Source organism: Kiritimatiellia bacterium (assembly GCA_028715905.1).
Classification (GTDB): domain Bacteria; phylum Verrucomicrobiota; class Kiritimatiellia; order JAAZAB01; family JAAZAB01; genus JAQUQV01.
In genome coordinates this window covers 1-25,270 of record JAQUQV010000002.1, presented here as the reverse complement: position 1 = coordinate 25,270, position 25,270 = coordinate 1, and the positions used below count along the sequence as shown (strand labels likewise).

Annotated in this window: 27 protein-coding genes and 1 pseudogene; 10 read left to right on the top strand and 18 right to left on the bottom strand. The window is 57.6% G+C overall.

Annotated features, from left to right (window positions below):
* The first annotated feature begins 23 nt into the window (after positions 1 to 23).
* Together PHP98_00825 and rfbB are read left to right on the top strand one after the other, a co-directional pair.
* Complete coding sequence (locus tag PHP98_00825; GenBank protein ID MDD5482183.1) at positions 24 to 485, top strand: cytidine/deoxycytidylate deaminase family protein; 462 nt, start codon at positions 24 to 26, stop codon at positions 483 to 485.
* Positions 482 to 1,525, top strand: a complete 1,044-nt coding sequence (rfbB, locus tag PHP98_00820; protein MDD5482182.1) for a dTDP-glucose 4,6-dehydratase — start codon at positions 482 to 484, stop codon at positions 1,523 to 1,525. Before PHP98_00825 ends, rfbB begins: the two co-directional genes overlap by 4 nt.
* Here rfbB and trxA read toward each other — a convergent pair.
* Genes trxA through pyrH form a run of 4 tightly spaced genes read right to left on the bottom strand, consistent with a single transcriptional unit; the run spans position 1,516 to position 4,093 of the window.
* Positions 1,516 to 1,845: a thioredoxin gene (trxA, locus tag PHP98_00815; protein ID MDD5482181.1), complete on the bottom strand. Its 330-nt coding sequence runs from the start codon at positions 1,843 to 1,845 to the stop codon at positions 1,516 to 1,518. The two genes, rfbB and trxA, sit on opposite strands and share 10 nt — an antisense overlap.
* A 28-nt stretch (positions 1,846 to 1,873) precedes the next feature.
* Positions 1,874 to 2,752, bottom strand: coding sequence for a hypothetical protein (locus PHP98_00810; GenBank protein MDD5482180.1), 879 nt, complete (start codon positions 2,750 to 2,752; stop codon positions 1,874 to 1,876).
* 32 nt (positions 2,753 to 2,784) lie between these two features.
* Entirely contained in the window at positions 2,785 to 3,348 is a 564-nt protein-coding gene (frr, locus tag PHP98_00805) for a ribosome recycling factor (GenBank protein ID MDD5482179.1), read from the bottom strand.
* A 10-nt stretch (positions 3,349 to 3,358) separates the two neighbouring features.
* The gene (gene pyrH / locus PHP98_00800; protein ID MDD5482178.1) at positions 3,359 to 4,093 is read right to left on the bottom strand and encodes a UMP kinase; all 735 of its coding nucleotides are present in this window, start codon (positions 4,091 to 4,093) and stop codon (positions 3,359 to 3,361) included.
* A gap of 194 nt (positions 4,094 to 4,287) precedes the next feature.
* Between pyrH and PHP98_00795 the strand changes: the two genes are divergently transcribed.
* Entirely contained in the window at positions 4,288 to 4,854 is a 567-nt protein-coding gene (locus PHP98_00795) for an HAD-IIIA family hydrolase (protein ID MDD5482177.1), read from the top strand.
* Between the two features lie 8 nt (positions 4,855 to 4,862).
* Here PHP98_00795 and PHP98_00790 read toward each other — a convergent pair whose 3' ends face one another.
* From PHP98_00790 to PHP98_00735, 12 genes and pseudogenes are all read right to left on the bottom strand, one after another.
* Entirely contained in the window at positions 4,863 to 5,942 is a 1,080-nt protein-coding gene (locus PHP98_00790; GenBank protein ID MDD5482176.1) for a Wzz/FepE/Etk N-terminal domain-containing protein, read from the bottom strand.
* A 168-nt stretch (positions 5,943 to 6,110) separates the two neighbouring features.
* Positions 6,111 to 7,694: a fumarate hydratase gene (locus PHP98_00785; protein MDD5482175.1), complete on the bottom strand. Its 1,584-nt coding sequence runs from the start codon at positions 7,692 to 7,694 to the stop codon at positions 6,111 to 6,113.
* A complete protein-coding gene (locus tag PHP98_00780; protein MDD5482174.1) occupies positions 7,675 to 8,637 on the bottom strand; it encodes an alanine-tRNA synthetase second additional domain-containing protein in 963 nt (320 codons plus the stop codon). The genes PHP98_00785 and PHP98_00780 overlap by 20 nt, the downstream gene beginning before the upstream one ends.
* A 25-nt stretch (positions 8,638 to 8,662) precedes the next feature.
* On the bottom strand, positions 8,663 to 8,980 hold the full coding sequence (locus PHP98_00775) for a DUF4387 domain-containing protein (GenBank protein MDD5482173.1): 318 nt from the start codon (positions 8,978 to 8,980) through the stop codon (positions 8,663 to 8,665).
* Complete coding sequence (locus PHP98_00770; protein MDD5482172.1) at positions 8,977 to 10,353, bottom strand: acyclic terpene utilization AtuA family protein; 1,377 nt, start codon at positions 10,351 to 10,353, stop codon at positions 8,977 to 8,979. Before PHP98_00770 ends, PHP98_00775 begins: the two co-directional genes overlap by 4 nt.
* 15 nt (positions 10,354 to 10,368) lie before the next feature.
* Positions 10,369 to 11,619 (bottom strand): methylaspartate ammonia-lyase, encoded by a 1,251-nt coding sequence (locus tag PHP98_00765; GenBank protein MDD5482171.1) that lies wholly within the window; start codon positions 11,617 to 11,619, stop codon positions 10,369 to 10,371.
* Positions 11,616 to 13,061 carry a methylaspartate mutase subunit E gene (locus PHP98_00760; GenBank protein ID MDD5482170.1) on the bottom strand — a complete coding sequence of 482 codons (1,446 nt, stop codon included), beginning with the start codon at positions 13,059 to 13,061 and terminating at the stop codon, positions 11,616 to 11,618. The genes PHP98_00765 and PHP98_00760 overlap by 4 nt, the downstream gene beginning before the upstream one ends.
* 1 nt (position 13,062) lies before the next feature.
* A complete protein-coding gene (locus PHP98_00755; protein MDD5482169.1) occupies positions 13,063 to 13,869 on the bottom strand; it encodes a glutamate mutase L in 807 nt (268 codons plus the stop codon).
* A complete protein-coding gene (glmS, locus tag PHP98_00750; GenBank protein ID MDD5482168.1) occupies positions 13,866 to 14,297 on the bottom strand; it encodes a methylaspartate mutase subunit S in 432 nt (143 codons plus the stop codon). Before glmS ends, PHP98_00755 begins: the two co-directional genes overlap by 4 nt.
* Before the next feature lie 11 nt (positions 14,298 to 14,308).
* On the bottom strand, positions 14,309 to 15,301 hold the full coding sequence (locus tag PHP98_00745; protein MDD5482167.1) for a GntR family transcriptional regulator: 993 nt from the start codon (positions 15,299 to 15,301) through the stop codon (positions 14,309 to 14,311).
* 398 nt (positions 15,302 to 15,699) lie between these two features.
* Positions 15,700 to 16,017 (bottom strand): annotated as a pseudogene (locus PHP98_00740) (helix-turn-helix transcriptional regulator).
* Between the two features lie 161 nt (positions 16,018 to 16,178).
* Complete coding sequence (locus PHP98_00735) at positions 16,179 to 16,823, bottom strand: AraC family ligand binding domain-containing protein (GenBank protein MDD5482166.1); 645 nt, start codon at positions 16,821 to 16,823, stop codon at positions 16,179 to 16,181.
* 295 nt (positions 16,824 to 17,118) lie between these two features.
* On the opposite strand from PHP98_00735, the gene PHP98_00730 reads away from it, so the two are divergent.
* The gene (locus tag PHP98_00730) at positions 17,119 to 17,985 is read left to right on the top strand and encodes a uroporphyrinogen decarboxylase family protein (protein MDD5482165.1); all 867 of its coding nucleotides are present in this window, start codon (positions 17,119 to 17,121) and stop codon (positions 17,983 to 17,985) included.
* Between the two features lie 51 nt (positions 17,986 to 18,036).
* Here the strand turns inward: PHP98_00730 and PHP98_00725 are convergent, their stop codons facing one another.
* Positions 18,037 to 19,095 (bottom strand): tetratricopeptide repeat protein, encoded by a 1,059-nt coding sequence (locus tag PHP98_00725; protein MDD5482164.1) that lies wholly within the window; start codon positions 19,093 to 19,095, stop codon positions 18,037 to 18,039.
* Between the two features lie 59 nt (positions 19,096 to 19,154).
* Between PHP98_00725 and PHP98_00720 the strand changes: the two genes are divergently transcribed.
* From PHP98_00720 to PHP98_00695, 6 genes are all read left to right on the top strand, one after another.
* Positions 19,155 to 20,144 (top strand): type II secretion system protein GspK, encoded by a 990-nt coding sequence (locus PHP98_00720; GenBank protein MDD5482163.1) that lies wholly within the window; start codon positions 19,155 to 19,157, stop codon positions 20,142 to 20,144.
* A 99-nt stretch (positions 20,145 to 20,243) separates the two neighbouring features.
* On the top strand, positions 20,244 to 21,593 hold the full coding sequence (locus PHP98_00715; GenBank protein ID MDD5482162.1) for a hypothetical protein: 1,350 nt from the start codon (positions 20,244 to 20,246) through the stop codon (positions 21,591 to 21,593).
* A complete protein-coding gene (locus tag PHP98_00710; protein MDD5482161.1) occupies positions 21,590 to 22,084 on the top strand; it encodes a hypothetical protein in 495 nt (164 codons plus the stop codon). The genes PHP98_00715 and PHP98_00710 overlap by 4 nt, the downstream gene beginning before the upstream one ends.
* Before the next feature lie 36 nt (positions 22,085 to 22,120).
* Positions 22,121 to 23,071, top strand: coding sequence for a glucose-1-phosphate thymidylyltransferase RfbA (gene rfbA, locus PHP98_00705; protein MDD5482160.1), 951 nt, complete (start codon positions 22,121 to 22,123; stop codon positions 23,069 to 23,071).
* Positions 23,072 to 23,192: 121 nt separating this feature from the next.
* On the top strand, positions 23,193 to 24,227 hold the full coding sequence (locus PHP98_00700) for a carbohydrate kinase family protein (protein ID MDD5482159.1): 1,035 nt from the start codon (positions 23,193 to 23,195) through the stop codon (positions 24,225 to 24,227).
* Positions 24,228 to 24,256: 29 nt separating this feature from the next.
* A complete protein-coding gene (locus tag PHP98_00695; protein MDD5482158.1) occupies positions 24,257 to 24,775 on the top strand; it encodes a cob(I)yrinic acid a,c-diamide adenosyltransferase in 519 nt (172 codons plus the stop codon).
* 10 nt (positions 24,776 to 24,785) lie between these two features.
* Here PHP98_00695 and PHP98_00690 read toward each other — a convergent pair.
* Positions 24,786 to 25,270: hypothetical protein (locus tag PHP98_00690; protein MDD5482157.1), on the bottom strand; the 485-nt coding region annotated here is incomplete at its 5' end.

Genomic DNA, 25,270 nt, shown 5'->3' with positions numbered 1-25,270 from the left:
CGGAATGTAGTAAACATTTGGATATGGAACGGCCGGACTGGGACACTTATTTCATGAACATCGCCCGGGTTGTCAAGACCCGCGGCAACTGTTTGCGCCGGCAGGTGGCGGCGGTGATTGTCAAGGATCACCGCATTATTTCAACCGGATATAACGGCACGCCGAGCGGCATCCGCAACTGTTATGAGGGCGGTTGTCCGCGTTGTGCCAGCAATGTCGGGTCCGGGGAAAACCTCGGTGAGTGCGTTTGCGCGCACGCGGAGGAAAACGCCATTATCCAGGCCGCCCATTACGGCGTGGGTTTGAGGGGGGCCGTATTGTATTGCACGGAAAGTCCCTGTTTATTATGCGCCAAAATGATTATCAGCGCGGGCATAAAAAAAGTGATTTACGAGAAAGCGTATCAGTATAACCGGCAGGCGAAGGCGTTGCTGCGGCAGGCCGGGGTGGCTTGCCGCGAACACAAGCGAAAGGGATGCCCATGAGGATCTTGGTCACCGGCGGGGCCGGTTTTATAGGAAGCAATTTTATTCATTACATGCTGCAGGAGCATGCCGATATCCAGATCGTTAATTTTGACGCGCTCACTTACGCCGGCAATCTTGAAAATCTGGCGCCGGTTGAGAAGGACTCCCGTTACCGTTTCTTCAAGGGCGATATCGCCTCGCCGGAGGATATCCAGGCCGCGTTCAAGGCGCAGGCGTTTGATGCGGTCGTGCATTTTGCCGCCGAAACTCATGTTGACCGCAGCATACATCTTGACGTTCAGCCCTTTATTACAACCAATGTTTCCGGCACGCAGCGTCTGTTGGACGCCTGCCGCGGGTATTCCGTGCCGCGCTTTGTGCATGTTTCCACCGATGAAGTCTACGGCAGCCTGGAGAACGGCGGCCGTTTTTCGGAAGAGACGCCCCTCCAGCCGAACAATCCCTACGCGGCCACCAAGGCCGCCTCGGATTGCCTGGTGCGGTCCGCGGTTAAATCCCACGGGCTCAACGCCGTGATCACCCGCTGTTCAAATAATTTCGGGCCGTATCAATTTCCGGAAAAACTGATCCCGCTGATGATCGCCAATGCCATGGAAGACAAGCCCCTGCCGGTCTATGGCGACGGTTTACAGGTGCGCGACTGGATTTATGTCCGCGACCACTGCCGCGGCGTTGACTTGGTTCTGCGGAAAGGCCGGCCCGGCGAGGTTTATAACATCGGCGGCCGGCACGATGTCCCCAATTTGGAGGTAATCCGGCTGCTGTTGAAACTGCTGAATAAACCGGAGACGCTCATCAAATACGTCAACGACCGCCCGGGACACGACCGGCGTTACGCGATGGACACGGCAAAAATAGAGACGGAACTCGGCTGGCGGCCGGCGTTCAGTTTTGAACAGGCCCTGCGTTTGACGGTTGACTGGTATCTGGCCAACCGGACTTGGTGGGAGCGGGTGCGCAACGGGGACTACCAGAATTACTACCGGCAGGTCTATAATCGGAAATTCACGGCGCAGCCCGCGTCCGCTCAAAGGTAGGGGGTCAGCTTTGCCTTCAGGTCTTCCTTGCGCATGGCCCCCACCATCTGTTCCTGCACGGCGTCTTTTTTAAGGACCAGCAGGGTGGGTATTGAGCGGACATAAAATTTTTCAGCCAGGCCCTGGCTTTCATCAACGTTGACCTTGCCGATTTTGATTTTTCCGGCAAGTTCATCCGCCAGCTCCGCCAGCACGGGCGCGATCATCCGGCAGGGGCCGCACCATTCGGCCCAGAAATCCACCAGGACCGGAATGTCGGAATTGGTTACTTCGCTTTCCCAGTTGCTTTCATTCAGATGAATAATGTTATCACTGCTCATGACATCCCCCTTGATTATTTCGTTGGCATTAAAACAGACCCGAAGGAACGGGCAAAATAAGTTCCGGACCGAAGGCCTGGGCGGTCAGCAGGTATGCCAGCAGGACAAGACAAACCGCCGTCAGGCCCGCCAGGATTGAAAAGACCGGCAGAGGTTCCTCGGGGGCGGATATTTCCGGGGCGGGTTTTTTTTCGGGCGCGGCGGCTTTCGCTGGCGGCCTGGCCTCCGCCTGGCGGGTTACGGACACGGTGCGCGCGATAATGTTCCGGTCGGTCCGCTTTATTTTGATCGTTTTACGCTGGGTGGCCGGCGTCAGATATTCCGCCTCTTTCGGCAGGTCAATTTTTGCCGTTTCGGACTTTTTGGCCGCCTGCATTTCGCCGGCCGCCTCGGCAATGATGGTTGACGGCCGTTTGAGGCGGATGGTTTTCGGGCCGGGAGTCGGCTCCAGCGGCGATATGGCGGGAATGGGGCTTGTTTTTTTAGGGCTTTCGGCCGCCTGCGGACCGAGCTCCAGTATTATCCGCGATGTTTCCTTGAGCGGCCTTTGCGGGGACGGCGGCCTGATGACGGTGGCGTTTTCGCCGACCGGCGCGGTCGGGGGCTTGGAGCGGGCGGTTTTAACCACGGTCGGGGCGGTGGTAATATCAGGCGGACTGATGACAATCGGCGAAGTTGAAGGCCGTTTCAGGCGGATGGTCTGGGGAATCGGCGACACCTTGTGAGTGGGGATGCCCATGATCGGCCCGGTGGATTGTTTGTCATCGGCCTGGCCGGCGATGGAGGTGGTTGTCTTTTTAGGCGCAGCCTTGGCGAGCAGGGCGTCGTCAAGGAATATGCGCGTCGTTTTTTTCAGGGATTCAATTTCCGAATCGTCCCTTTTCTTGTCTGAAGCGTTGTCATCCATGGTTGCCGCCTTATAAACGTAAGACCCGCAGGCTATATGGTCATCATTTCTTTTTCCTTGCGTTCAAGGTTTTCGTCAAGTTTTTTGATGTAACCGTCGGTCAGATTCTGGATTTCCTTCAAGCCGTTGTCCTTTTCGTCTTCGGTGATTTTGCTTTCCTTGGCGAGCGCCTTGATTTTTTCGTTCGCGTCCTGGCGGATGCTCCGGACGGCGACCCGGCCTTTTTCCGTCATTTGCCGGGCGATTTTACCGAGTTCGCGGCGGCGTTCCTCGCTTAATTCCGGTATGGGGACCCTGATCACGCGGCCGTCGTTCAAAGGGGTAACCCCCAGGTTGGCGGCGATGATCGCTTTTTCAATGGCGGGCAGAGCGGTGGGATCGTAGGCGTTGATGACAATCAAACGCACGTCCGGCGTGGCAATGCCGGCTATTTCGCGGAGACGCACCGTAGACCCGTAGTAAGCAACCTGCAGATGTTCAACCATGCCGGCCGAAGCCTTGCCGGTCCGCAGGCCGGCAAACTGCTGCAAGACAAATTCCAGGGCCTTTTCCATCTGTTCTTCGGCGCTCAGAAGAATATCGTCAAGAGTCTCCATGACCAGTTCCTCAGTTGGAAATCAGCGTGCCGACCCGTTCGCCGGCCAGGACGCGCTGCATGTTTTCATCCTTGAAAAAATCAAACACAATAACCGGAATGTTGTTTTCCATGCAGAGCGAAAACGCGGCCGAATCCATGATTTTAAGCGTATCCACCAGGGCTTTGTGGAAAGATATCCGCATGTACTTTCGGGCCGATGCGTCTTTCAGTGGGTCCCGGTTGTAGACCCCGTCAACCTTGGTCGCCTTGAGAAGGATATCCGCCTTGATTTCATTGGCCCGCAGCGCGGCGGCGCTGTCGGTGGTGAAATAAGGATTTCCCGTGCCGCCCGCGAAAATGACCACCCGCCCTTTTTCCAAATGGCGGATGGCGCGCCGGCGGATGAAAGGTTCGGCCACCTGTTTCATTTCAATCGCCGTCTGCACCCGGGTGTTTATGCCGATTTTTTCAAGGGCGTCCTGCAGGGCCAGGGCGTTGATGACGGTTGACAGCATGCCCATATAGTCGCCGGTGTTGCGGTCAATGCCGTGGTTCTGGCCGTTGCCGCCCCGGAAAATGTTGCCGCCGCCGATGACAATGGCAATCTGGGCGCCCATGCGCCGGCCGGCTTTAATGCTTTGGGCCACGCGCCGCACAACGCCCGGATCAATGCTCTGCCCGGTCCGGGCGTTTTGCATAGTTTCGCCGCTCAGTTTTAAAAGAACCCGTTTGTATCTGCTCTTCCGGTGTTTTTTTACAGCCATATTGCCGCCAGTCGGTGTTCCATGGCCGCCGCCGAAGCGGCGGAATGCTTCATTTAATCGGCAAAATATCAATTTGTTCGCCCGCCGTCAAATCAAATATAAATTTTTCTTGTTTGAAAGTCTCCCCGCCGGCGGTTATAATTTCCCGCAATTTCGCGGTCTGATGGAATCGTTCCGCGGGTTGGAGAGATGCAATGAGTGCGCCAAAAACGATCGTGCCCGCCGCCTCCGGACGGAAATGCGTTTTTTTTGACCGCGACGGTATTGTCAACAAGTCTCCCGGACCGGGCCGCTATGTGACGCGTTGGAAGGATTTCCGCTTGATCCCCGAATTTCCGGTTTGCCTGCGGACCGTTCTGCAACTGGGTTATCAGGCCGCGCTGGTCACCAATCAAAGAGCCGTAGCCAGGGGGCTGATGAGCATAAACGATCTGGAAGATATCCACCGGCGCCTGCGCCGCCTGCTCATGAGCCGGTACGGATTGGAACTGCTTGAGATAGCGTATTGCCCGCATAACGTTCATGAATGTTCCTGCCGCAAGCCGCAGCCGGGCATGCTTCTGGCTTTGGCCGCAAAATATCATCTGGACCTGGCCGCTTCATGGATGATCGGCGACTCGGAAACGGACGTGGAAGCCGGCCGGCGGGCCGGATGCAGGACGGTGCTGGTGGCGGGCCGCGCCGGCGGCACCCGGGCCGATGAGCGCGCCGCTTCCATGCGCGCCCTGGCGAAAAAAATCAGCCGGATAATCAGGCCTTGACCGGCGGATCAAAGTTTCAAGGTCTTGAACCATTCGGCCAGACAGGCGGTTAACGAGGCCAGGACCAGGCTGATACAGAAGGCAATGGCCGTCTTGCGCAAGGCCCCCCGCTCGGAGCTTTTTAACGCCGGCTCGCCGACTTCAATCACATCGGTCGTTTTCAGCATAGTGTCGGCAAACTGCATGGCATTGGATGAAATCTGCGGCTCCTGGATAATTGCATGGTTTTCAAGCTGGCGGGCCTTGTATTCAAGGTATTTTTCAACGTCCAGCAGGAAATCATGATTGGCCACGGCGGCTGCCAGAGCCTGGTCCGCATGGTAAAGCATTGTTTTCACAGTCAGGTATTCCGAGTTCTGTTCCTGGCCTTTGATGTGAATCCGGGAAAGGTCTTCCAGTTTTTCGGCGGATGTTTTCTCGCTCAGCTCGCGCCAGAGCTGATTGTCTTCAATTCCGCGCGCCAGTTCAACGAAAGGCCGGGTCTGCTCGGCGTTGGCTTTCAACTGTTCGGCCTTGGCCCGGATCTCCATCAGTTTGAACTGGGCCGTTTTCAACATGGAGCGCACCTGGCTCAGCGCCACGCTGATATTGTTTTTCCGCGCGCGCGCCAGGTATTGTTTGATCCATGTTTTTGCCACGGCCACGGCTTTTTCCGGAGAGGAAAAAGAGACCGTCAGCACGATCAGGCTTGATTTCGCCGGCCGGAATATCCGGACCATCCGGCTCAGGTCGGCCGCGGTCAGCGTCTCATCGCCCTTGCTGATTACGGCGGCGACTTCTTCCGCGATAAAAGCCGACTGGATTGTCTGCAGGTGGGAAATAATGGTTGTTTCAAAAGCGGCCTGGTCAATTTTCGCGTCTATGTCGGAGGAAGCCTGGATCACCTGCAGGAAGCCTTCCGCCTTGTATTGGCGCGGCGACAGGAAGAAAAACACCGCCGAAATCGCCGTGGCAAGGACCACAAAAACGGCAATCTTCCGCCGGTGTTTCAGGATCATGCGGGCAATGTCGCCGATAGAGATGAATTCCTCGCGGGATTCGGGCGGCGGAAGGACGTTCGGCCTGGTCGCGTCGTTTTCAGCGTTCATATTAAAATGTTTCCTCTTGCGGCGGCCGCGCCGCCATTTGTCGTAAACGGCATTTAATAACAGGCCGCGGAGATGTTCAAGAAAAAACTTTCGCTCAAGCCGGGCAATCCCCGTTTGCGCGAAAGCGAATGTTGCACGATTTTCGCGCAATATTCGGGTTTTATGCGTTCAAAAAGCGCGGCGGCCCGCGCAGTCAAAGATCATAAATGCCGGCAGATTTTTTACCTTGATGCGGCGCACGGCCTCCATGCCGAGTTCGGCAAAATCAATGATTTCCGCCTCCGTAACGTGTTCCTGCGCGAGCAAAGCCGCGGCGCCTCCGATGGTTCCCAGGTAACAGCCGCCGAATTTTTTGCAGGCCGCGGCCACCGCCGGCGAACGGTTGCCCTTGGCCAGCATGACCAGGGAGGCCCCGTGCGCCATCAGCTCCGGCGCGCAGGCGTCCATGCGCTGGGCGGTGGTCGGGCCCATGCTGCCGATGACTTTTCCCGGGGGGGATTGCGAGGGGCCCGCATAAAAGACGGGGTGTTCCTTGAGATAAGCCGGCAATTCTAGGCCCGCGCGCAGGGCGCGCAGAAACCGCTCGTGCGCCATGTCGCGCGCCACGATCAGCGTGCCGTCCAGGAGCACCAGTTCGCCCGCCTTGCGCTTTTTCAGCCCGGCCAGCATTTTCCCGAAGGGCTGGTCAAGGTTGATGCGGGGCGGCGCGCCCGGCATGTCCCGGCAGTCGGCCAGAAAACGCGCCGGAGATTTTTCAAGCTCTTCCAGGAATGCGCCGTCCTTCGTGATTTTCCCGCGGATATTGCGGTGCGCGCAGCAGGAGACGCCGATGGAAATCGGGCACGATCCGGCATGGCGCGGCAGGCGGATGACGCGCGCTTCCATGGCCAGGTATTTGCCGCCGAACTGTGCGCCAAAACCGGTTTTTTCAGCTATCGCCATCATGCGTTTTTCCCATGCCGGGACGCGGAACGGTCTGCCGTCCGGCGCCCCCTGGACCGGCAGATTGTCCAGCCAGCCGGCGGTCGCCAGCTTGAGCATGCGCAGGTTTTCCTCGGGCGAGGTCCCCCCGACCACCGCCGCGAGATGATAGGGCGGGCAAGCCGCCACGCCCAGGGAACGGATGTTTTCGTCCAGCAGTTTTTCAAAAGAAACTTCGTTGAGGAGCGCCTTGGAGCCCTGGATCAGGGCGGTTTTATTGGCTGATCCGCCTCCCTTGGCAATAAAGAGAAAGTTGTATTCTTCCCCCGGCACGGCGCGGATGTCAATCTGCGCCGGTAAATTGTCGCCGGTGTTCTGCTCGTCAAACATGGCCAGGGGCGCGACCTGGGAATGGCGCAGGTAATGTTTCTGCCAGACCGAGCGGATGGCCGCGCTCATTACGCCTGCGTCGTCCGTGCCGGTGCGGATTCCTTCGCCCTTCCAGGCTGCGACGGTGGCCGTGCCGGTGTCCTGGCAGACCGGGAATACGCCCTCGGCGGCGATCACGGCGTTTTTAATGAGGGAGGAAACCACGAAACGCTCTTCCGGCGAAGACTCCGGATCGCGGAGAATGGCGGCCAGTTTTTCCAGGTGCGCCGCGCTCAGGTAATACGCCAGGTCGGTGAACGCCTCCGTTGTGATGGCGGCGAGCAGGTCTGCGCCGACCGTGATGACCGGCTCGTTAACAACCGCGCGGAGCGGCTCCGGCGCGGAGGCCAGCCGGCGGTAACGCGGGTAATTTCCGGGATGACTATTGTTGATCAACGACATTGGCGATTTCCTCAATGCTGATTGTTTCCTTTCGGCCGACCATGCCGACCAGCAAATACTCCTTGAAAATCGGGTGATATTTATATTCATGCAGCAGCCGGAAATTTTCAATCCGGCCCGACGAGGCGACGTGCGTGCGTGTGCCGGTGCAGACCATTTCATGCTCGCCGATGCGGATATGATTTTCACCGGAGGCCTGGATGGGCACGTCCCGGCGGATGATATCTTGCACCCTGGCCTCCAGTTCGGCCGGGTCAATCTCCGGCTTCTCGGCGAAATTGATCACGAAACCGTGTTTGACGTCCGAATGCATGACGGGGTTTTTATAGTTGTAATCCCGTTCCAGGACATAAGTGGTGATGTCCTCGGCCGAATGCGCCATCAGCCGGTACTTGATGGTTTTATCCACCACGCTTTTTATGCCGGCCGGGAACGGCCCGAAAACCGAGGGACGCGCGACGATAATCTCCTCACCGATGCCGAAAATAATCTGGGCGTTGTAGCCGAGCGTTTTATAAATCAGGTCAAAGTGTTCAATAATCACCCGCCGCCCGCGCGCCACGGCCCGGTTGATCGCTTCCGCGATCTCAAATTTCTGCTTGAACGCCGCCTCATAACGCACGTCAATATGGAAGGTATGCGGGGCGAAAAAATCATCCGGGGTAAAATCGTAAAGCCGGGCCGGCCGGATGTTGACGCCGTCGTCGTCGTTGGTCAGTTCCAGCCCCGGGAACAGGCCGCGGATCAGGGTTGACTTGCCGGAGCCTTCCGCGCCGATGATGCCGATGATAAGGTCGGCCGGGTTGAGATAACGCCGCGATAATTCCGCGCCGACCATGTAAAGGCGCTGGCGGCCGCGCGGCGCGTAATAGGCGGCGTAAATCAGCGTTTCCGAGTAATGCGCGCGGAAACTTGACTGGGTGTTTGCGTCTTTCGGATGCATGTCGCCTTGCGTCTGCCGCGCCTGTTCACGGTGAAAAATTCAAGTCCAGCAGCGGCGCGTGCTGCTGGGCGCCGTAAATATCACCGTCGCCGGGCGCGCCCGAGGGAAGGTAACGCCGCAGCGTTATCTTGACCGCGCGCGCCGGCTCAAAATAAATTATGCCGAGAATATCCCGCGGCCGCACGTTGTAAAGCGCCGCTATTTTCCGCGCCGTAATCAGCCTGCGGCGCCTGAACAAATCAAAATAATGTTTGTTTTTGAACATGATATCAAGCGTCAATTCAAACGGCCCGGCGTTTTTTGAACGAATGACGCGCGCGGCCTGCAGGATGTTCTTTTTCATGAACGCGCCTTTCCGTCCCGGATGTTTTCCACCTCCAGCGGGAAAGCGGCCGGGTCCTTGATTTTCATAAGGTGATAAACCGCAAACTCGTAGACTGCGCCCATGCGGATATCGGAGGGCGAAAAGAGCAGGGCGAGATTGCCGGCCGTGGAAATCCGGCCGGGATAACCGTAATGGAGGAGCGTTGAGCGCGTTACGCTGCAAAGCATGTCGGCTTCCTCCTGCGTGCCGGCCAGCGCTTCCATGACAATGCCCAGCTCGTGGCCGGCCGCGCGCCGGCGCGGCTCCAGCGCGCCCATCACGCCGTTTTTGCCGTAGACGTGGAAAATCATCCGGCCGCGCAATTTTGTCTTCCGGCCCATCTTCTGAACCTGGCTTTCAACCGACTTTAAAATATCGTCAATGCCGGCAATCATGACCGGGTCGCGCGTGCCGGCGATGCTGATGCTGCGGAAACCGGTCCGGCGCGCTCCTTCCAGTTTGACCCAGTGATCCGGCGTTTTTTCAAAGCGGCTGCCGCGCACTTCAACCCGGCCGCCCGCCAGCTCCCGGAACGCGCATTTTTCCAGATTGATGACGCCGCCCGGACCGGGCAGATGGCAGGGGTCCGACTTTTCGTAGAGCGTATGGGCCGCCGTGGAAAGTTTGCTGAATTTCCGGGCCGGATTCAGGCTTTCCAGGATAAACGCGTCGCGGCGCAGGGTGCCCAGCACGCAATCGGCGCCCGAGCCGGGCGCGGCGGCGATCGCGGCGCATTCCAGGATTTTGCCCATGTGCATGGCCAGGCCGGGATCATAGCCCGCGGCAATTGGCAGCGCCGCGAATACCGCCGGATCGTAACAGCGGCCGCATAAAACCACCCGGCAGTCTTTGCGCAAGGCGCGGATAATCGGCTCCACGCCGACCTGGGCGGCGATGTAAGGGCAGGCTTTGACCGCTTCGGCGGTCAAGGGCGGGGCAAAGGGCAGGGGGTTGATGTCCCCCGCGCGCCGCGCCTTCAAAACCCTTGCGGCGGAAACATCCGAGAATATAACGCCCATCCTGAACGAAAGTTTTTCCTCGCGGGCGACTTCATGGATGAGACCGCGGCACCATTCCAGATGGGGCCGAGCGCCGGCGCCGCCTGCCGAACCAATCACCAGCGGGATATCCAGCCGCGCGCCGGCCGTCAACAGGAAGCGTAAATCCCGTTTGACAAACGCGCGGCTGGTGAACGATTTGCCGCTGCCCAGGTAATAGGGGCCGGGATCGGTGGAACCGGCGTCCACCCCGATCAGGTGCGGTTTTCTTTTGAGTCCCCGGCGGAACGATTCCTCCGGAAAGCCGTAGCCGAGAATGCCGGTCGGCGATAAAACGCGCATTTCATCATGCATAATCCGCGGCCTCTTTCATTTGTTTTTCTGCCGCCATTTCAGGATGCGGGCAATCCGTTCCATTTCATTATTAACAATCATGAATCCTTCGTCAAACCCCATTCCCGGCTTGGCCAGCATTCTTTCGGGCCGGCTGGCGCAGGCCAGGTGCACGCAGACCCGGCTGGAAATCTCGGTTTCGTTGCAGGTGCCGCCCTGGTAGGCTTCCATGCCGTGGCTTTTGCAATAGAGCACGCTCGCCACGGTGTTTTGAATGCCGCCCAAATCGGGCGTTTTGATCTGGAGCATATGGCCGGCCTCCGCCGCGCAGAAATCGCGGATATCCTCCAGAGTGTTGCACCATTCGTCGGCGACGATTTTAACCGGGGCGCCCTTTGCCGCGAGCCGGCGCTTGATAACGCGCAAAGCTTCCATCTGTTTCTGTTTTTCATCCATGTCCACCGGGCCTTCAATGTAAAGCGCAAAGCCGCCGGCGTCTTTTTCCAGGCCGGCCAGATAATCGGCGGTTTTGGAAAGGTTGCCGTCATACAATGATCCGATGGTTCCATAGACGTCAATGTGGATAACCGGCCGGTATGACGGATCCGGCCGCAGCTGCCGCACGCGTTTTGCGATCCAGCGGATGTATTCCTTCAGCTTGCCGCCGTCGCGGCCGAGTTTTTCTTCAATATTGTTGATCAGGCCGTGCGGCAGAACGTCAACCCGCTTCAGAATCATTTTGTCCGCGTTTTCATAGCGGTTGTCGCCACTCTGGGCAAAGATCGGCACGCGCTCCGCAATGATGGGCAGACGGTATTCCCCGCAGATTATTTCGCACTTCAGCTTGTTTTCCGCCTTGGCGCTGGCGTCCAGCAGGGCCTGGGTGAGTCCGTAGAGCAGGGCCGTATGCAGCGGCCGGCCTTTATGGCGGAAAGCGCAGATTTCTTCCGCCATTGTCCGGAATTTTTCAATTTTGCGTCCTTCCAGCAGGGGCCGGATGTTCCGTTCCAGAAAAGGCAGTCCGCGGCGGGCCAGCAGGAGGGGGGCACGGCCCCCGGCTCCGGAATACTGGACGGCGGCGCAATCCCCGAGGGCGATCCGTTCGTTTTCAAGAACGAGCATGACCGAAATGCTTTCGCCCGCGACGCGGATGGCGTCAAATCCCCGCGTTACCGGCCGGCCGCGGTAGGCGAAACCATCGCGCTGCGCGCCTTCTTTAATGGCCCGCTGGTCGTCAAAGAAGAAAGCGGATTTGCCGGCGGCAAACAGCGCGCGTTTGATTTTCATCGTGGTCTCCCCACGAGTTTTCCCTTGCTGATTGCGTAAATATCGTCGGTTACCATCTGGAAACACACGTCCCGGCCTTCGGCCCCGGCGCGTTCCTGCAGGCGGTCGCGGTGAAATGTTTTTAATTCTTCGGTCAGCGGAAGGCCGCCCGCTTTAAAGAGCCGGATGCATCCGTCGTTATCGCGCATCGGCAGGACTTGTCCGCGGTTATAGACCGATGGCGCGAACGGCACGTCCAGCACGCCGGCCGCGAAGGCCGCGATGACGCCTTCCGCGAGCTCGCCCTTGCCGAGCGCGAACACCCGTTCAAGAATGCAGTTGACCTCCTCCGTGATTATTTTCATCTCGCGCTCCACGGCGGCGTTATCGCCGAAATGCTGGTCCGCCAGCATGTTGATTATCTGGCGGGTGGCCTTCAGTCCCTGGGTGTTGGCCTCTTTGGTGGGAATGCCCATGGCTTCGTGCGGCGTTTTGACGATGATTTTTTCCGCGCCGGAAAAACGGGCCACGGCCGCGCCCCAGGCGATCACCGCAAAAGCCTTGGCCTCATCCTCGGGGAAGCCGCCCATCCATTGATGAAAAACAACGGTCAGGTCGCAGTCGTCAAAACCTGCGCCGTGAAAATAATTGCGGGCCAGGGCGCGCAGGGACCTGACCGCCGCAATGTCCTGGATCATGTTGCCGCCCTGTCCGTAACCGAGCGTCAGGGATTTCACCCCCTGCTCTAAAGCCAGCAATCCCTCAAGGATGCCTATGGCGTGGCTGATGCAGGGCGGAACCAGCGTGCCGGTCAAGGGGCCGAACGGCTCGCGGTTGATGAGGGCGCCCTCTTCGCCGTAATAACCGGCCAGGCGGTCCACGTACTGCCAGTCGGCCAGTGATTTTCGCAGGGGCGCGTTTTTGGCGTAGGGGATATTATAGGAAATACCGCCGCCCTCAAAACTCGTGAACCCGGCGGCCAGCGTGATCTCGGCCAGCAAACGGGCGTCGGGCGTGCCGTGGCGGATTTGAATGGGCCGCGAAACATTTTCCACCACCCGGCGGCATTCCGCCAGACCGTGGTTAACGGCGGGAAAGCCGTTCAGGAGCGAGGTGTTGGCCGCGATTGATTTTTCAATGCCCTTCGCCGCTTCGGCGTAATTGTTCTGGCGCGTGTAGGCGTCGATGGTCGTAGGCAGAAGGTCGGCCCCGCCCTCGCTTTCAAGGTAACGCAGCAGTTTTATGTGCTCATCCACCAGCGACACGCCGGCGCGCGGCTGAAGCAGTATCCGGCGGTTTTCGCGCGCTTTTCGGACCGCGGCCGCGAAACGGCGTTTTTCGGGAATCGCGTTTTGATAGCGGACCGCCTCCTCCAGGCGGATGTCTCCGCCGGTCGGCCAGGCACTCAGAACGGATTCGCGCGCGCTTAAGAATTTTTTCAGGCGGATGGCGTTTTGACGCACGTTATTTTATCCTCCCTGCGGGTGACTTCAGGTTAAATAAGACCGGCGGATCGCCGGCCGGGAAAGTTTTGGATGGCGGCGCTGCCGCCTTAGGCAAGACGCCCCACGGCTCTCGGCCTCCGCAGCCGGAACTGCTTCGGCGGAGGAGACTGCCGCGGGAAGATTTCTTTAATCCCGCCAGAACCGGCGCAACGGCCTCGCCCGCCAGGCGGCGTTGAAAACGTCCGCCGGCTGATTCGTAAACCGCGCGCGCGCTCAGACGCAGTCCGAGGTCGCCTTCCACGGTTCTTTTCAGCTTCGGTTCTTCCATGCCCCGCAAAACCGCCGCGTCCTTGCCGGTAAAAGATTCCGTGCAGGAATAAAAATCAGTTGTGGCCCCGCCGAGGTCAATCAGGATCAGGTCGTCCCATTCCGGCGCCGTCTGGGGCAGGGTTGCCAGCAGATCAAACACCGCCCGCGGCGTCGGCTTCAACGGCGCGGAACTCATGGCCGCCACTTTGGCAAGCCCCTTGCCGGCAACGATCCTTTTCATAAAAATTTCATGGATGGCCGCGCGGGCGGGCTCAATGTTCAGGCGGCCGATTTCCGGCAGAAGGTTTTCGGTTACAACCAGCGTTTTGTTCTTGAGCAGTTCCCGGATTTCATCCTGCTGTTTGGCGTTGCCGGCATAGAGCACCAGCAGGTCGCGCGGGGTTGTGGGACTTTTATCTTGCGCCAGCACGCGGGATGCCCGGCCGTTGAGCGCAAAAAGCGCGCCTTTCGTGTAGGTTGACCCGATATCTATTGAAAAAACTTTCCGGATGTTCATAACTTGCGGCGGGCCTGAATATCGGCCTGCAACAGCTTGGCGGCTTCCTCCAGGGGCGCGGCCGGCGGAAAAACACGGTCAAACCCCATGGCTTTGAATTTTGCCTCCACCTGCTCAAACGACGTTTTCCCGACCACGAGGTTGCCGCCCGCGTAAAGAACAATGGATTCCAGGCCGCGTTCTATGCAGCGTTCGCGGAACCCGGCGCAGTCAATTTCTCCGTGCCCGTACAGCGAGGAAACGAGAATCGCCTGCGCGCCTGTTTCAATGGCGGCATTGATGAATTCATCCTGGCTGACCATGACTCCCAGGTTGACTACCCGGAAACCGGCCTGCAAAAAAAAACCTTCCAGAATCCGGTTGCCGACCGAATGGCAATCGCAGCCGATTACGCCCAGCACGATGGCGTCTTTGTCCGTCGTCTTCATTTTTTTGGTTTTTACCGCCGCCGGATCAGGTCCTTGATCCGTTCCTCCACGTACAACAGGGAACTGCGCTCAATCTGGTAGTCAAAGGGGATTATCCGTCCGCCGGAGTGCGTGAAAGCCTGAATGGCGGCGGTATTGTCCCTGGTAATGGGAAAGGTGTAACCGGGCGGAGTGATGATGACCTGGTGCGCGGCGAGAAAACCGGGCAGTTTGCCGGTCTCTTCCGGCGCGAGATGGTGAACGCGTCCGGCCGGTATTGAAAAATCATTCAGCCGGCGGATAATTATGTTCAGGAATTGCCGGCTTTCGCAGATTACCCCGATCTGCTGGTTCATGCCGATTCCCGCAAGGTCAATGATGGATTGCTGGGTGGGGGCGACGACGAGTTGCACCAGCTTGTCTCTGACGGCCGGGCAGCGCCCGGCCAGCTCGTTGTAATGCGTGGCGGTGCACAGGATAAGGTCAAAGGCCGCCAGACGGCGTTCCGGATGTGTTTCCTGAAAAATATCATCCAGCAGGATTCTGGTGAGCGCAATCTGGGCGATGAATCCCAGCTGGCGCTGGAAGATTGAAAGCGATTCGGGATTGCAATCCACCGCGGCGACGCATAACTGTTCAAACTGGCTTTCCTTTTCCAGGATGCTTAGATCAATCAAGGCGCGTATTTCGCGGTATGAAAAGCGCAGTTTTTTGAGTTCAACCAGAAGGTCGTCAATGATCTGCAAGGCCCGTTCCTTGCGGTTTTGCCGGGAAACCTCCGGCTCTCCCGCCACGATGCTCCTGCTTCCGGGAAGAATTTCAATTACATGATTCCTGGCCAACTCGCTGTAAGCCCTGGCGATGGTGCCCCTGGCCAATCCCAGTTTTGCGGCCAATTCCCGCTCGGAAGGCAGTTGATTCCCCGGCGGGATCAGACCGTTTTGCACGCGGGATGCGATTTGGCCGGCAATCTGGCGGAAGACCGGAATATCCGCGTGCTTTTTGATATTGATTTCTGGCAGCATTTTTTTTCTGTGGACTATTTCTAATAACCACTGGAATATACCAATTTTTAAAAAACATGCAAGGGGAAAATGTAATGGTTCGCGATGGGCGCATTTCACTTCCGCAGGGTGTTTCTGAATAAAGCCGATCAATCCTGATTGCTTTGGTTTAGACCGTTCCATTTAAACATGATACCCTTTTGCGTAGAAGTTTAAATAATACCCGGCGGATCGCCGGCCGGGAAAGTTTTGGATGGCGGCGCTGCCGCCTTAGGAGGCGAACGTTTGGAGGGCGGAAGGAAAGCCGCACGAGCCCTGCTGGATATCCAAAAATAATTAGAGTTTGATTTGCCCGCTTTTTACGGATGCTTCGTTTTCAGGCGAACCGCCTCCCAGGCGGCATCCGCTAATTCTTGACATCATGATCGGAAACGGGGGCAATTGGCAATTTGTTTCCGTGGAAGCGGGAATCCGTAATGACGATTGCGATACACCACGGGAGATACGCCCGTTGTTTTTTTAAAAATTTTTGAAAAATGGCAGACATCATCATAACCCACCCGGGCGGCTATCTCCTTGCAGCGCAAGGAATCGTAACGCAGGAGAGTCTGCGCCGCTTCAATCCGCAACCGCTGTTGATATGCAATCGGCGACAACCCGACAATCTGCTTGAAAGCTCTCTGAAAATAGCCGGCGGACATGCACGCCATGGACGCCAAATCCCGAATGGCAACATGCTCCGAATAATGACAGTTGAATTAGGCCCCGATCGCGAAGCGCATCGGGGGCAACTATTATCCCGTTCGACGTAGGGGCTTCGCTTGCGAAGCCCTTCCGGCGGGCGTCGTCAAGCGACGCCCCTACGGGATTTTCGGACAAACATATGTCTTTGAAATTCCTATGCCTCAAGATAACTTTGAACGCGTTGAATAGGGGTAAAAGCCGGATATTGATCCTGTTCTTTAGGCAGGAAACATTCCCGAATAATCAAGGCAAATAGGGCTATAATCGTCTGCGCGGCCATCATGTTTGACAAGTGGCTCGTGGATTCCAGCCGGTCAAGCGTGTGTTCCAATAATGTTTTCATCTCGCGCGTTTTTTGACCGGGCAAAACCACAGGGAACCGAATGACCGGCAAATCAATTCCGGCAAAAACCGACAACAATCTGTCAAAACCGATGCGCAACGGCTCGTTGTCAAGGCCCCGGTACGCGAAGGTCATTTCCGAATAAACAGCGGCGCCTTTTTTTAAAACAAGAAAATTATGCGGTTCTCCGGGCGAGGTCAGCGCCACCGTCCCCGGCAGAACGGGACGCGCTTTGCCCCGAAAAGTGAAGGCATTAACCCCTTCGGTGTAAACGACCATATGAAACACATCATGTAAATGCTCGTTCGTTCTTTGTCTTTTATCAATCCTGTGGGTTACGTCAATGGTTATATGAATCAGGGTAAAATTATACAATCTGCCGTCCACGATAATATTTAACGCCTGCGGGGTAAAGGCATTCTGGCTGGTTTGAACGTATGATCGCCGTTGAGCCATAAAGTCACTATACTACAACAAATGGTTATTTTCAACCATTGCGAGACAGACTTTGAAAATGATATATTGAATTAGTTAAAAAGGAGATGGTAAAACAGCATACCGTCCATCCGGAACGCCTTACCAAAAGGAAAAAGACCTCATGAATCCGCGCGAAATAATCAAATGCAATCTATCGGGCAAAAATGCCGGCCGTTTCGGAATGAATTTCAGAGGAAACCGGTGTAATGATTTTGCATACGCCGGCCTTTCTCCGTCTGCCATTTGGGAAAAGAAAACATGGACAGAGGGCGATATGGAATTTTATACGGATGAGTGGGGCAACACCTGGCACCGCCTGGCGGGCATGAGCGCCGGCGGCGAAATATTCAAGCCGGCGCTTGAGGATTGGGGACGGTTGCAGGATTGGAGACTGCCGGATTTTGATAATCCGGCCCGTTACGCCGCGCTCAGGGAAACATTTGAAAAAACGCCCGATAAATTCCGCGTGGGACATCTGCCGGGGTTCCCTTTTTCCATCTGCCGCTATTTAAGAAAAATGGAGGTTTATTTTCAGGATTTGATTCTGGAACGGGAACATATTGACGAGTTGCACAACAGAGTCGCCGGACTTCTGGAACGAATGATTTCACAGTACGCGGCCGGCGGCGCGGACGGGATTTCCTTTTGTGAAGACTGGGGAACTCAGGACCGGCTGCTGATCAGGCCGGAAATGTGGCGCGAGATTTTCAAGCCGCTTTACCGCCGGTTGTGCGCCGCCGCTCATAAAAACGGATTGCAGGTATTAATGCATTCCTGCGGTTATAACTGGGCCATTCTGGATGACCTGGCGGAAGCCGGCATAAACGCATTTCAATTTGACCAGCCGGAGTTATATGGTCTTGACCGTCTGGCGCACAAGCTGAAGGATATCGGCGTCTGTTTGTGGTCGCCGGTGGATATCCAGAAAATAATGCCGACCGGAAACAAGGATTTGATCGTCAAGTCCGCGGAAAACATGGTAAATCTGTTTTTTAATCAAAACGGACGATTTATCGCCAAAAATTACGGCGACCTGAAGGGGATCGGCGTAAGGGAAGAATGGGAGCAATGGGCATATGACGCATTTGTCAGACTGGCGGAAGCAAATTCGCTGATGCAATCCGGGCCAAGGACGCTCTGAACGCTGGTTCAATGAGCCGAAAAACGCAATTGAACCGCCATGACATCCAAATCACCTCGCCCCAAGGCGTTCGGCCAGGGCCGGATCCGGCGCCGCGCCGAATTTCAAGGCGTTCCGGTAATATTCGCCGGCGGCCGTTTTTTCGCCGCCTCCGCTCTTGAGAATCAAACAGGCAAGATTGTAATGGGTCTCCGGCAAGCGGGGGTCAAGCTCCAGCGCTTTCTGCATTTCCGCAATGGCGGCAGAGATCTGCCCCGCCCCGGCCAGCGCCGCGCCCAGGATAATATGCGCGGCAATATTGGCGTTGTCATCATTGAGCGCAATGCCGGCCAGCTGGATCGCCCGTTCAAACTGCCGGTCATGACATAAAATCAGCGCAAGCAGCAAGTTGACGCCGCTGTCGGGCGAAGGAACCACGCACCATTGAAAGAGGAGATCGCGCGCCTCGTCAATCATGCCCAGTCTCAGAAAACACCGGCCGGCGCCGGCCAGGGCGGGAAGGCGCCGCCTGTCCCCCGCCAGGGCCGCGTTATACATTTCCAGGGCGTTCTGAAAATCCCCGGCCCGCTCCCGGGCGGCGGCTTTTTCAATCTGGACGGCAAGCTCGTTTGTCGCAACGGCCGGCGGGGGAAGCGGCGCGGCCGCCGGCCGGCCCGAATCAGCGGCGGGGACGGATTGCTCCGGCCCGCCATCCGGGGCAGGCAAGTGGGGAGCGGCGGAGTCATGGCGGTATTGGCCGGATGCAAGCGTTTTTTCAAGAGCGTTGCGGCAGTAGTTTGCCCGGAACGTTACCAGATTGGTCTGCCACATCGGATAATCGGAAGCCAGTTGCCGGAACAGCTTGAGCGCCTCGTCGTAAAGCGCGGCCGCCTCCTCTTCCATGCCGCGCTCCCGCAGACGGTCGGCCGTTGACATTGATTCAAAAGCCGTCAAATAACGTTTGGATGGCTGGGATTCTTCCTTGCCGGCCGCCGGCCCGTCCGTTGTTGGGGCGGGCGACCGCGGAGCATCGGCGCAAAGCAGGTTAAGCCCCGCCAGCGAGGCCGCCAGCAGGACGACGCAGAAAAACCAGGCGTTAAAGCGTTGCGAACACATCGTCCGGATCATCATTTGACTTTGGCTCTTAATCTGTTAATAATAGCAGAAAAACGTCCTGTGCAAACAAGTTAATGAAACATTTTTCAAACACCGCGCCGTTCCCGTTCCGGAAATCAAGCGCGCCCGCAACGGCCGGGGAGTCCGGTGTTATCCTGGCAATTGTCCTGATTCTGCTGGGTGTTATCACGGCGCTCGTCCTGCATGCCCAGGCTCTCGCTTATGCGCACCTGAACTTGGAAAACAGGCGGTTATTGCGCGCCCAGCTGCGCAAAACGGCGGGAGACGAGGTTTGGCGCGCGCTGGCCGTTCTGGCGGCCGACCGGGATCTCCTGGCCGATCACACCAACGAAAGCTGGGCCGCGCCCATGCGCCTCAGCCTGCCAAACGGGATTGAGACCGAGACCATCATCATTGACGAAAACCGTTTTATTGACGCGAACGTGCCGGGTTATGTTTCCCCGGCGGAACAAGGGCGCGCGCCGGCGGCGATCGTGCGCGATTTGCTCGCCGGTAAAAAACACCCGGCCGATTCACGGCCGGCCTTCAGCCCCGAAATCCAGTCTGAAATTATCAAAGACTGGACCGACCGGGACGCGGAAGGGAATTATGAACAAAGATATTACCTTCTCCGGCAATCGGAATTTTATCCGGCCAATCTGCCGATGGCCAGCCGGGAAGAATTAATCTGGCTCCTGGACGCGGCGACTAATCGCGCCGCCGGACCGGACAACCTGGCGGTCCTGCCGGCCGGGGAAGCGCGCCTTGAGCCGGTCAACATCAATACCGCCGACCGGCGGACGCTGCTGGCGATATTCGGCGAAAACAACGCCGGCCAGGTGGAAACCATCATCCGCCGGCGGGACGCCGCGCCCCTCCTGGCATTGGATGCGGCGCTGGACGCGGAGATGTTGAGAAAATTTTCGGCCTATCTTTCCGTCAGAAGCTTTTTTTTCTCGGTTTACGCAAAAGCCGGCGTGAGCGCTTCCGCGGAAGCGGTTTATTGCCTGGCAAAACGCGACCAGAGCGGCAATATTCAGGTTCTCAGGTGGGTGGAGCAGTGAAGCCCCGGGACAAGGCGTCTGCCGGATGCTTGAGGGTTACAAGGCGTGAATTTCAATTTTCCAGTTTTTAGTTTCCGGTCCCGGCGTTCCCGGCTGGGGGTGAGCCTCAGGGAACAAACGCCGGTGGCCGTGCGCGCGGAGCGTTCTATCTTCGGCCGCATCCGCCACGCGGAGGTTGTCTGGCCGCCGGCGTCGGCGCCCGGGCAAAACGGGCCCGTGTGGAAAACGGCCGGTTGCATCGGTATTCAGGAAAGCCTGACGCTGTGGCTGGACACTCCCCTTTCATCAAAAAGAAAAGTCATCAGGGTGCTCCCCTCAATGCTTGACGTGCAATTGCCTTTCCCGCTTGAGGACTGCTGTTATTCCTTTATCCGGTTCCGCCGCCGGAAAGCCGGCAACGGGATTTCCGTTCTGGCCGTCGCCGCGCGGCGCGCGGCCGTTCAGCGGTGTCTGGATCAATACCGGGCCGCGGGCATTGATCCGTTGATTATTGACCATGAAGGCCTTGCTCTCTGGCAGCAGAGTTTGAGTGAACATCCGCCGCGCTCCGGAACCGCCCGCGTCGTGGCCGCCCTGGAGCCGGATCACATTGCCCTGGTCGTCGGGAAGGGCGAGCTTTTTATCAACGCGCACAGCCTGCAAACCCCGGCCGGGAGCGGCGCCGTCTCCGAAGAACTGTTTCAGCGCGTCCGCCGCATCCTCTGCGCCGAACTGCCGTCCGGCGCCGCCGTTGAATGGGTTTTTTGCGGCCTGCTGGCGCGGCAGACGGCATTGATCAACTCTTTCCACCGTCTTTTAAACAATGAATGGCCGGGACCGTGCGTCATTCATCAATCGCCGGAAAATTTTCTGCCGCGCGCGCTTTCCGCCCGGGCCCTTGAAAACAACCGTGCGTCCTGTAACCTGCGCCAGGGTGAACTGACTCATCCGGCGGCCTTGGCCGCGCGCCGGAAACATGCGCGGCTTTCAGCCCTGCTCCTTCTGCTGACCGGCATACTGCTTTGCGTTTTCAACCTCGCCTGGCAGTTTATCGCTTCGTCCCGCTTTAAAGACGCCCAGCGCGAGATTGCCCGCCTGACGGCGGAGCTTGCCCCGGGCCGCGCCGTGACTTACGGCCGCGAAGCCGAAGAAATGCGGCCCGTCATGCAAAAACAACTTGAGGATTTTTCCCCCCTGCTGAATGTTTTTGCGGAACCACTTTCAATCAGGATGGCGGCGGTTATCAACGCCGGCCGGGAGGCCGGGCTGGCTTTCACGCGTTTCGCGATCAGCCGGGAGAAGATAACAATCAACGGAACGGCCGCCGGCGGCAGCCGTTCCGAGAACCTGGCCGAATATCTGAAGAACATGGGATACAATGTCGTGGCGGAGCAGGAAAAACCCGGGTCCGGCGCTCCCGCCCCCTTTGTCATAAAGGCGAATATTCCCGGGGCGGGCGGACTGCCATGAAATTTAAAACCCTTTCTTTCCTGCGTTTCTGCGTCCTGGTGGTTCTTGCGGCGGGTGTTTTTTGGACCGCGCTCAATATTTTACGCGCGGACGAGCTGTTCCGCAAAACGCGGAGCAAGCTGGCCATCATAAGGGAACTGCGGGGGATGCAACAGGAGCAGGGTTGCATTGCGGCCGCCCTGGCTGCCCTGGCGGCCGTTTCCAATCCGGCCCCGCCGCTGGCGGCGCTGGCCTCGGCGGCGGCCGCCGGCCCGGCGGCGGAAATCCGCGAGCTGGAACTGCGGCCGCTGGGACGCGGATGGAGCGTCAAAAGGACAGAAGTGGCTTTCAAGGAAATCAAACTGGATGCCCTCGCCGATTTTCTGCGCGCGGCCGAGACCAGCCGGCCGCCGTGGCGGCTGGCCGAGGCCGTTATTACCGCTTCCAGCAAAACCGACGGCCGGGGCGACGCCGCGCTGATTATGGAAACGGTGGCGCGGGAAGAGCCGTAAACAATTCGGTTGCAGCAAGACAAGGAGGAACAATTGATGAAGGGAATTATTCTGGCCGGCGGAGCCGGGACAAGGCTTTATCCGATCACGCGCGTGGTCAGCAAGCAGCTGCTGCCGGTCTACGACAAACCCATGATCTATTATCCGCTCTCCGTCCTGATGCTGGCCGGCATCCGCGATATCCTGGTCATTTCCACCCCGGAAGACCTGCCCCGTTTCCAGGATTTGCTGGGAAACGGCGCGCGGCTCGGCCTGAAATTATCCTACGCCGAACAGCCGCGTCCGGAAGGGTTGGCCCAGGCCTTTCTGATCGGGGAAAATTTCATCGGGAAAGAGCCGGTTGCCCTGATCCTGGGCGACAATATTTTCTTTGGACACGGGCTTTCCGCGGTTCTGCGCAAAACCGGCCGGCTGAAAAAAGGCGGGTTGATTTTCGGCTATCCGGTCAACGACCCCGAACGCTACGGCGTGGTGGCTTTCAACAAAAAAGGACGCGTCGTCAGCATTGAGGAAAAACCCGCCCGGCCGAAATCGCATTACGCCGTGCCGGGGCTTTATTTCTACGACGCCGAAGTGGTCGGGATAGTCAAGAAACTGCGCCCTTCCCCGCGCGGCGAACTGGAAATCACCGACCTCAACCTGGCCTATTTGAAACGCGGCGACCTGCGGGTGGAACTGCTCGGCCGCGGCTTCGCCTGGCTGGATACCGGCACGCATGAGTCCTTCATGCAGGCCGCCAATTTTGTCCAAACCGTTCAGGACCGGCAGGGATTGATTATCGCCTGCGTGGAGGAAATCGCATACCGGCTCGGATACATTTCCAAAAAACAGCTGGCCGCGCTGGCCGCGCCGATGTTAAAGAACCAGTATGGCCGTTACTTGATGAAAATTGTCCGGGAAGAAACTATCCTGAATATTGTTTTATTGAAGCAACATTTCGCCCCGGGCAAGCGCCTTAAAAATCAGAAAAAAAGTTCGCCAGGTTGAATTATAAGATGCGTTTTTCAGGCTTTCTTTCGCCTTTCGCATCTTATATCGTTTTCGAAAACTTCACGTCTTTCGCTGGCGGGTATTTGCGCGGGCATTCTTTTTTGAAAGGGAAACAGTTGTGATACCTGACCGCCATGGAATCGCATGTGCCGGCAACTGGATCATTGACCGGGTAAAGATTGTTGACCATCTGCCGGGCAAGGGCATGCTGGGCAGTATTCTTTCGGAAACCTCCGCCACGGGCGGCGCGCCCTTCAACGTCCTGGTTGACCTGGGCAGGATGAAGGCAAAATTTCCCCTCGCCGGCATCGGCGTGATCGGCAACGACAGCGGCATGAATTTTATCAGCTCAATCTGCGCACCTTTGAAAATTGATACTTCCCGGCTTATCGCGCTTCAGGACGAACCCACCTCCTACACCGATGTCATGACCGAAGCCGACACCGGTGTGCGCGTGTTTTATCATTACCGCGGCGCCAACGCGCGTTTTTCACCGGAGCACGTCAATGTCGCGGGCCTGCCCTTCCGGATTTTCCACCTCGGTTATCTGCTTCTGCTGGACGGCATGGACCAACCCGACCCCGACTGCGGCACCGCCGCCGCAAAATTACTCAAAAAAGTCCAGAAAGCAGGCATCAAGACCAGCGTGGACGTAGTCAGCGATGAAAGCGACCGTTTTGCCAGAATCGTGCCCGCTTCCCTGCCCTACACCGATTATCTCATCCTGAACGAAATTGAAGCCGGCCGGACCACGGGAACACAAGTGCGGGACGACAGCGGAAAGCTGATCCCCGGCGGCGTCGTTGACGCAGTTGACGCCTTGTACGAACTCGGCCGCATGGAGCTGGTGGCCGTGCATATGCCCGAAGGGGCTTATTTGAAAACAAGGAACGGCAAAAAATATTCGCAGGGCTCTCTGCGCCTGCCCGAAAATTATATCAAGGGAACGGTGGGCGCCGGCGATGCTTTCTGCGCCGGCATGCTTTACGGACTGCATGAAAGCTGGGATGCGGCAAAAACGCTCAAACTCGGCGCCTGCGCCGCGGCCGCCTGTCTTGCCCAACCCGGCGCCACCGACGGCCTCCGGCCGTTGAACGAAGTGATGGAATTGGGGAAACGCTTTCCGGAACACGAACCGCCGGTGGCTGTATAAAAATAATCGTTCTGGAATTCGCCACAAAGATGCACAAGGGACTCATTCAAATCTACACCGGCGCCGGCAAGGGCAAAACCACCGCGGCGCTGGGCCTGGCCCTGCGCGCCGCCGGCGCCGGCTTGAAAGTATACCTGGGACAATTCATCAAAAAAGGGGGGTACAGCGAAATTAAGGCCCTGCGCTGGTTTCGCCCTAAAATCACCGTTTGCCAGTACGGCGCCGGATGTTTTGTCAAGGGCAAGCCTTTGCCGGCTGATATACAACGCGCCCGCAACGGCCTGGACAAAATTGCCGCGGCCCTGCAGTCCGGGAAATACGACGTCGTCATCGCCGATGAATTTTTTTGCGCCCTCAAGGCAGGGCTTTTCACCAAAAAAGATGCGCTGGCCCTGATGGACAAAAAAACTTCTGCGGTGGAACTGGTTTTAACCGGGCGTGACGCCCCGCGCGAAATGATGCAAAGGGCCGATCTCGTCACGGAGATGAAAAAAATCAGGCATCCTTTTGACTGTGGCATTACCGCCAGAAAAGGGATTGAGTTCTGAAATATAAAGGTCAATAGAAGGACCACATTGTCCCGTCGGCGCCGGACTTGTAGCCCACGTAAGTGTTGGTCTCCGCGGAATCATAATAAATCCTGGTCTGGCCGCGGTCAAAGGGCCCCAGGGCGCTGTCGTCCCATTCCAGATATCCGGCGCTTTTCAACGCCTCCAGTTCCGCCGTGTGATCCCCGCCCCATCTTAATCCCCAGTAAACCCCCGCTTCGTTCTTCCGGCGGGTGTAGACAATCCTGATCTTTCCGCTCACGCTCGCCTCGCAATTGGACTGCAGATCCAGCCCTCCCGAATAGCCGGAAAGATAATTCGTCACATATCCGCTGTCGCCGATCACCAGGTTGGTCAATCCCGCCACCCGCGCGCCGTTTGAGATCACCACCCCGTTCGCTTCTCCGCCCTCCGGGCTTATGAACAATCGACTCGTCTCCAAAATTGATCCGTTCCCCTCTATCCGTTCCACGTTCCCCCCGTCCGATGCGGTCT